This is a genomic window from Chromohalobacter sp. HP20-39, from assembly GCF_033052815.1.
Classification (GTDB): Bacteria; Pseudomonadota; Gammaproteobacteria; order Pseudomonadales; family Halomonadaceae; genus Chromohalobacter.
In genome coordinates, this window is record NZ_JAWHTP010000077.1 from 1 (window position 1) to 608 (window position 608).

At 50.2% G+C, this 608-nt stretch carries 1 protein-coding gene; it reads right to left on the minus strand.

Features of this window, described 5'->3' with window-relative positions; translation table 11 throughout:
- Positions 1–396: FAD-dependent oxidoreductase (locus RVY79_RS16995; RefSeq protein WP_411161739.1), on the minus strand; the 396-nt coding region annotated here is incomplete at its 3' end.
- Positions 397–608: the final 212 nt, after the last annotated feature.

Below are 608 nucleotides of genomic sequence, written 5' to 3' on the forward strand. Positions count from 1 at the left end.
ATCTGACGCTACAAAGGTCGCCTTGCCGCGAAATACCGCAATACCTGCATCCTTGGGTGCTTGTACATGGAAAGACTGCCGGAAGTGCCCGATCATTTGATCTTTATCTCTGACAAGCAAAGACAAGTCGACAGGCCCGGCCGAGGTCGCTATACCTGGGAACTTCCCATGCGCAGCAGACATGCGAGCAGAAGCCGCCGCAAGCAACGTCTTTGAAGGAACGCATCCTACATTGAGACAGGTCCCTCCTGCCAACCCCTGTTCGATCATGGCGACTGTTTTGTCGAGCCTACGTGCTTCGTTCGCTGCGGCTCTAGCCGCCGAACCGGAACCTATCGTGACTAGATCATAGATGACGGAGGGCTGTTGTGCGGAAGCCGCTGTTGTCGTGTTCATAAAAGAAGCCTCAAGGAAATTGCAAAGAAAGAGACAGATCGGTCTCCTTGAGGGATTGTAGACAACCCTGTCTCCTTGTGTCAACATGTCGCGTATGAATCCTCACAACGATGAATAACATCATGGACAAAAAAGAACAGTTAGTCGCAACTGCCTTTAACCTTTTTTATAAGTACGGCATTCATGCTGTTGACATCAATCGGGTACTTGAA